Here is a 6,256-nt window from a genome sequence, read left to right on the forward strand (position 1 = left end):
TTTAGAAGCAGCATACAACGATAAAAGAGACAGCAAGGTGGTTAATGTTCAGAGCAATTCGGAAAAAGAAAGAAGATTTCAATAACTCCGTTGCTGTGGTCCTTCTCGATCAGGGCAATGTTGAATTATTTTGGGCACTTGCTACAGGTTACTTGCATTGGTTTCCACCACCCTTTATAACATTCCTTTTTATTAACAGAGAGGGTTTGCGGTGCTCTTCGCGTTTATGTCCCGATATGTGCTCCTAATATCCCAATCTCTATGCAGACAATAAAAAAACACCCCTAAGGATGAACTGACCTAGCTAATTGGGACAGAAAAAAACACCTAGGCTGCCATGCTCCTGAATTCTACTGGTGTATGGCAGTTTAATTTTGTAAATGGTCGATTGTAATTATAATAATACATGTAATCTTGCACTTTTTCTTGTACAATGGAACTTGTAAGACGCGGTCTTAACGGGCTGCTGAATTCTTCCGACTTTAGCGAGGAATGGAAGGATTCGATGACGGCATTATCCAAGCAATTGCCTTTCCGGGACATGCTTGTGATGATGCCTTTTTCTTTTGCCTTTTCCTGAAAAGCATAGGAAGTATATTGAGCTCCTTGGTCACTATGCAAGATCACCTCGTATGTTTCTCGTCCTCTGCAGGCGTCTTCCAGGGTTTGAGTGACGAGCGAGGTATCTTGTTTATCACTGATTCGATAGGCCAGTATTTCGTTGTTATACAAGTCCATGATGGTCGATAAATATAACATCTTTCTCCATAAGGCAAATACGTGATATCTGTGACCCATTTCTGATTCGGCTTCTCTGCTGAAAAGTTTCGCTCCAGAAGATTGGAGACGATAAATTTGCTTTCTCCAGCCGTATAGGAGGTTCTCTTTGGTTTTACCCGGCATTGAATGTTAAATTTCTGCATGATCTTCTGCACCGTATTTCGATGAACTTTCATCTGATGGTCTTTGTAGAGAAGGTCTCGCACCATTCGGTGCCCAATCCGGTATTTGAATGCTTTACACAGGACTAGGATCTGTTGTTCTAACGGAGTGAGATCCCAGGATTTGTTTTTCCAGCGATAGTACGGGGATCTTGGAACATTTAATCCTTCGCAAATCATGGCAACGGTGTACTTTTCTTTAAACAAATCCACTAATTCGACGAATACTTCTGGAACCACTTCCTTTCGATCTCCTGATACTTTCCCAATAGTTCTTCTCTCATCTCGTAAATCGCTACTTTTCTTTTAAGATGTTCAAGCTCACTTACATCTTCCGGTCCTTTCCCAAAGGTATATTGTTTTCCTATAGGTTGGGCTAACCGTTGTTCCTCCCCATCTCGAAACCACTTCATCCACGTTTTAATTTGCGTACGATTCTTAAACCCAAATTGATTCATCAGTTCCTTGTTGGAATACTCTCCTGTTAATTTTAGACGAATCACTTCTCTTTTTAGCTCTTCTGAATAGACCTTCTTTTTTCTCACCATAAGAAAAACACCTCCACTTTGTCGATAATTGTATTTACGACCATGGGGGTGTTTTTTCCTTTGTCTCATTTAATTAGGTCACTCTATTAACTGCTAGGTCTTTTTTTATGCTATACAAGAAAGAAGGACATTTATATATACCCTAATGCATGCAGTGAAACGCACCGAATAGCAATTAGAAAGCGAGTTACCTTATAACTCATTTTCCCTTTGCTGTTTAGTAGAGAAAGACGCAGTTTCACCCTCATTACCCGGTTCTTTTTGAAACCCCTTATCGAGCTGACCGGCATTTTCAATATCTCCCGATGCCCGGTATCCTGCTACTTCCTCATTGCTTGTTGTGCCATATAGGCCCATGCCACCAAGCTGTGTTCGTACGTTTTCCTGAATTTTATCTTTTTTGTCTGCCATTTTCTTCACCTCCGCTTGTTGTTAATGTAACCAACCATTAGTACGGTATGTAAGAAATAAAATGGTTTCGACTCAAATTATGCTCCCTTTTCATATAATGATTAGAGTATGAACAAAACAAATAAAACAACTTTATTGAAGTATAGTTTTTATTTTTTTTGAAACTATATTAAACGGAGGTGTGTTCATAATGGCAAAAAACAAAGATGTTCCAAATACACTCAAATATAGTATATGGAATACACGAACGGATGAAAATCAACCTGGTAATAAAGAAAAATATACTGAGTCAATTGACAGATCTAACCCAGAATCAAAAACAGCAGACAATCACGAATAACAATCGCTCCATAGTTTCAGATTTGGCGGTTACAAAAATAAAGATACTAAATGAGCAAACGGTTACACAAAGGGCTACAAAGAAGGAATTTAAATAATTTTGGGATCTATAGCTTGTTTTCTTTTAACGTTCGCGGGAATAATAATAAATAATGACATATATTAAAAAAGACCGCTGGTGCTGCGAACACCAACGGCCATACAATAGTAGGTTCCCTGAAAGGGGGATCGACGTTAAGGTAGAAATAATCCACCGGAGCCGTTAACTCGAGGGTGGATTATTTTTTTGGTTAAATGACAGTACCGATTGACATTGTCCATCGTGGTGTAATAGGTGTTGGTCACGTCTCGAATGCCCTGATTTATCTCTTGAAACAATGAAAAAACAGATTTTTGATGATCAATAAACGCACCCGACCGTTGAAGAAAAACAGACACCATTCTTAAACTAACCTGCCCCTATAGTTCAATAGGAAAAAGCTGCCAGGTTTGGCAGCCGGATCTTCAAGTAACGCACCGTTAGTTCAATTGAAAAGCCTTACTCCTTATTAAAGTAAAACGAAACATTTTTCCATTTACCCTCAAAAAAATCAAATGCCTCGCTGATTACAGTAGGTGTCAATTAACTTTTCAATTTGATCAAGGTCCGGAAATTTTCCTGAAAAAGAAAATTTTATTTCTTCCAAAAACTCTCCTTTGTTATATACATGAATCGCGCCATTTTGGTTGATTACACTATATTCTGGTTCAAACCGAAAACCATTTCGTTCCACAGCACCCATTGGCCCAAACACCCTCCTTAACCAAATATATAAACACTACAATTAATATTTCACAAATCTGCTGTTAACAATCTTATAATTCATATTTTTCTTTTCAATCTAGTAAAATAAATGCAAGAACGTGCTATAGACCTACAAATAGCCCGGCCTAAGTTATCATTCGAATAATAAAAGGTATCATCCGCCGATTTTGGGGCTATCTGTCCACTACATGGAATTAGCCAAACTGAAAGCGTCTCGATATCTTTGTGAGAGAAGTGCACGGCAATAAAATGCTTGATATGGTGAAATTCCCAACAATGCATTACTGAAATTATCATCTAAATACAAAGAAAATCAGCCATTCTCGTCTGGTTGTCAATTCCATCTTTTGTTGAACACAACGAAAGGCGTATACTTACGTCTGTTGTAGGCTTTTACCGCACGCCTACAGGTGTCGCTTTAAATATGCAAGTGCCGATCCTCACCTAGCTAATTGGGACAGAAAAAAACACCTAGGCTGCCATGCTCTTGAATTCTACTGGAGTATGGCAGTTTAATTTTGTAAATGGAGTTCCTCCAAAATCTGGATTACTAACTGGCTTAATGTACAGTATTATCTGGCATCCCAAACTAAGCAAGCCTATTGGGTTCCATTCATCAATCATTTCTTTTACAAGAATATATATATATTCACAAAATTACACCTTAAAAGTGCATTTTCAGATAATAATATTCGTCTTTCTTGTTCAACTATCCTGCCCAGTTAGCACAATGAAAAAACGGGATCACCGCAGCCATCCCATTTTTAACATAAGCACTCGATAGTTTAGTCATTCCTTCACAATCTCGCATTTATCAATTAATTCCTAAGTGCCCCTACTTAAATAATAATATTAAGAAAAAGATGCCAGAGTCGATTATAAAATCGGACTGGCATCTCTCTTTTGATCGTTATGCGTGAATAGCCTCAGGTATTTCCATGTGAAGGGGAGGAGGAACCAACCATCCTTTTTCTTTCATCATCCTCAAGAGGCGAACGCCAAACTGTGCTTTATTCATGTGGAACTGCCCAAACATGGCTCCGATATCTTCCCTGATAGACTGCCCCATAATTTGGCTGCAAGCGACTAAACCTGCTGCTCCATCTTTTGCAACTGACGCTGCAATTTCTGGATCGCTAAAACGGGCTCCTGCAGGAATGCTTTCTAAAGAAGCTGTTGGACGTTCAGGAGGTGCTGGCGGTAAACCAATTCCATTGGCTTTTAGAGCCTTTTCGACCTGTTCGATTTCTTGTTTCATGGCTTGAACAGAGTCTTCCAGGAATTTTTTTAAGTCCCCGTCTCCAGTATGATTGATTAACGTTTCATATCCTGCAACATAACCCTTATTTCCGGCAAGGTAACTCCACATGCCGAAGATTTCCCCATAATGCATTGGCTCATTCTGTGGATTTCCGCTTAAGATTCCCATAATCGTCCTCCCCATTTGTAATAAATTCGATTTATTCAATGTGGACCACCTCTCTCTTGGTAATTCGGCCACGATGTATAGAATGTCCAAAACGCTAAAAGAAATCCGTGAAAATGTTATTAATACAAAAGGTAAAAATTTATCCTTGCTTTAGGAATAAATCTTACCTTTTAGGAAAAATTATAGATGTTTGAAAGGAGGGAGGATGATTTGATGAATAAGATAACTGCTTTGGTATGTGCAATTTCAATTTCCATTTTTACATTTTCCATGCCAGCATTTGCTGAACGTGGGACGGACATGATGGATCGCGGAGACAGAATCACAAACAATAATTACAACGATCGCACTCCAGCTACTCGAAATGTCTCTACTGTTAACGATAACAACGATAATGATACAAACTGGGAATGGATTGGGCTACTTGGATTAGTTGGCCTTTTAGGACTAAGACGCAGAGATCGAGAAGAGGCACACAAATAAGTAAAGTCGCTACAAGAATTCCCTTGTAGCTTTTTATTTGTAAAAATCTAGGCATAACATTAAAAAGGTCACCTTTTATATATGACCTTTAGATTGCATTTGAAATTTTACCCCTATTGCAGGAAATAGGAATTAACAACTCCTGCACAAACAGGATCCTCGAGCCATTGCTTATTCAACTAAACTGCATCGATAGTTATATAAGGAATTCAACAGAAAAGGGCGGCTAACCTTCCAGATTAACGCACCCGTCGTTGAACTAAATCATTATATTCTAGTTCGTAAAACCTCTGATAAAGAAAAATGAAAAACGCCAATAATAAGACCAATAATGGTTAAAAAATATGAAGTGAATTGACTATAATTCTGTCTTAAGATTAACACGGTAGAGACCCCTAAAAGCAGTAATAATAGCAACATTATAGTCGCCTTAATGCTTTAGCTTCTAATAATCATTAACAAAACATTTAAAAAAACGCTAAATAAAACAAAATATGCTGGTATGAATATCAAGGTTGTCATATCACCAAAAAGGGGAAAATCACCGTATGGCTTCGGAATGAAAAGCAAGGTAAGTAGTCCTGAAACTAATAGTGATACGAAAAGCCATATATAGTACACTTTAAAACCCCCCTCTCGTTCTTTCACTATCCTGCCCCTTTAGCTTAATACGAACCGCCGTTTCAATTTCGTGAAACAGGTCAATAATTCCTGAAAAAAAGATTTTTTTAGGGAAAGATGAACTTGTTATTATCTCAAGCATGGGAAACGTATGAATCTGATAAACGTATTGAAGGCTTTTCGCCGCAAACATTAAAAGCATATAAACTACAGTCCGGCTTACTTATACGCTTTATTATTGATGTTCAACTTGATACGATCACTACGGATCAATTAAAAGCTTATTTAGCAAAATCAAGTGAAAACCTCAAGCCTGCAAGTTTGGCTCATCGAATTCGTTTTATTTCATGAAGAAGGGCATATTCCCAAAAACCCAGCAGCGAAAATAAAAGAACCTAAAACCGGGAAACGAATTCCTAAATTTTTGACTGAAATGGAAATTGAACATTTACGGGAAGCCTGTTGTTCCCCAATGGAAAAGGCTCTGTTTGAATTCATGTTTTCCACTGGATGTCGAATAGGTGAAGTTGTTACCCTAGATAGAGGTAGAATTAATTGGTCGAACCGGTCAGCTGTTATAAGAGGTAAAGGCGATAAGGAACGGGAAGTCTATTTTAATATCCGCTGCGAAATTTGGTTAAAACGATACCTGGATAGTCGTGTAGACAGGGATCCTGCT

General features: G+C 38.2%; 5 protein-coding genes and 2 pseudogenes. 3 read left to right on the forward strand and 4 right to left on the reverse strand.

Annotated elements, in window-relative coordinates:
- Positions 1–327: 327 nt before the first annotated feature.
- Both M1K46_RS11885 and M1K46_RS11890 read right to left on the reverse strand, forming a co-directional pair.
- Positions 328–1,486 (reverse strand): annotated as a pseudogene (locus M1K46_RS11885) (IS3 family transposase).
- A 195-nt stretch (positions 1,487–1,681) separates the two neighbouring features.
- Positions 1,682–1,900, reverse strand: coding sequence for a hypothetical protein (locus M1K46_RS11890; RefSeq protein WP_061972841.1), 219 nt, complete (start codon positions 1,898–1,900; stop codon positions 1,682–1,684).
- 190 nt (positions 1,901–2,090) lie between these two features.
- Between M1K46_RS11890 and M1K46_RS11895 the strand changes: the two genes are divergently transcribed.
- On the forward strand, positions 2,091–2,240 hold the full coding sequence (locus tag M1K46_RS11895) for a hypothetical protein (RefSeq protein WP_256226137.1): 150 nt from the start codon (positions 2,091–2,093) through the stop codon (positions 2,238–2,240).
- 589 nt (positions 2,241–2,829) lie between these two features.
- Here M1K46_RS11895 and M1K46_RS11900 read toward each other — a convergent pair.
- Together M1K46_RS11900 and M1K46_RS11905 are read right to left on the reverse strand one after the other, a co-directional pair.
- Complete coding sequence (locus M1K46_RS11900; RefSeq protein ID WP_061972838.1) at positions 2,830–3,021, reverse strand: YbxH family protein; 192 nt, start codon at positions 3,019–3,021, stop codon at positions 2,830–2,832.
- A 933-nt stretch (positions 3,022–3,954) separates the two neighbouring features.
- On the reverse strand, positions 3,955–4,473 hold the full coding sequence (locus M1K46_RS11905; RefSeq protein ID WP_256226154.1) for a DUF3231 family protein: 519 nt from the start codon (positions 4,471–4,473) through the stop codon (positions 3,955–3,957).
- Between the two features lie 213 nt (positions 4,474–4,686).
- Here M1K46_RS11905 and M1K46_RS25635 point away from each other — a divergent pair, with 213 nt between their 5' ends.
- Positions 4,687–4,956, forward strand: coding sequence for a WGxxGxxG family protein (locus tag M1K46_RS25635; protein ID WP_305584955.1), 270 nt, complete (start codon positions 4,687–4,689; stop codon positions 4,954–4,956).
- Between the two features lie 744 nt (positions 4,957–5,700).
- Positions 5,701–6,256 (forward strand): annotated as a pseudogene (locus M1K46_RS11915) (tyrosine-type recombinase/integrase); the annotation flags it as partial.

Source organism: Fictibacillus sp. WQ 8-8 (assembly GCF_024494405.1).
GTDB lineage: Bacteria > Bacillota > Bacilli > Bacillales > Fictibacillaceae > Fictibacillus_C > Fictibacillus_C marinisediminis.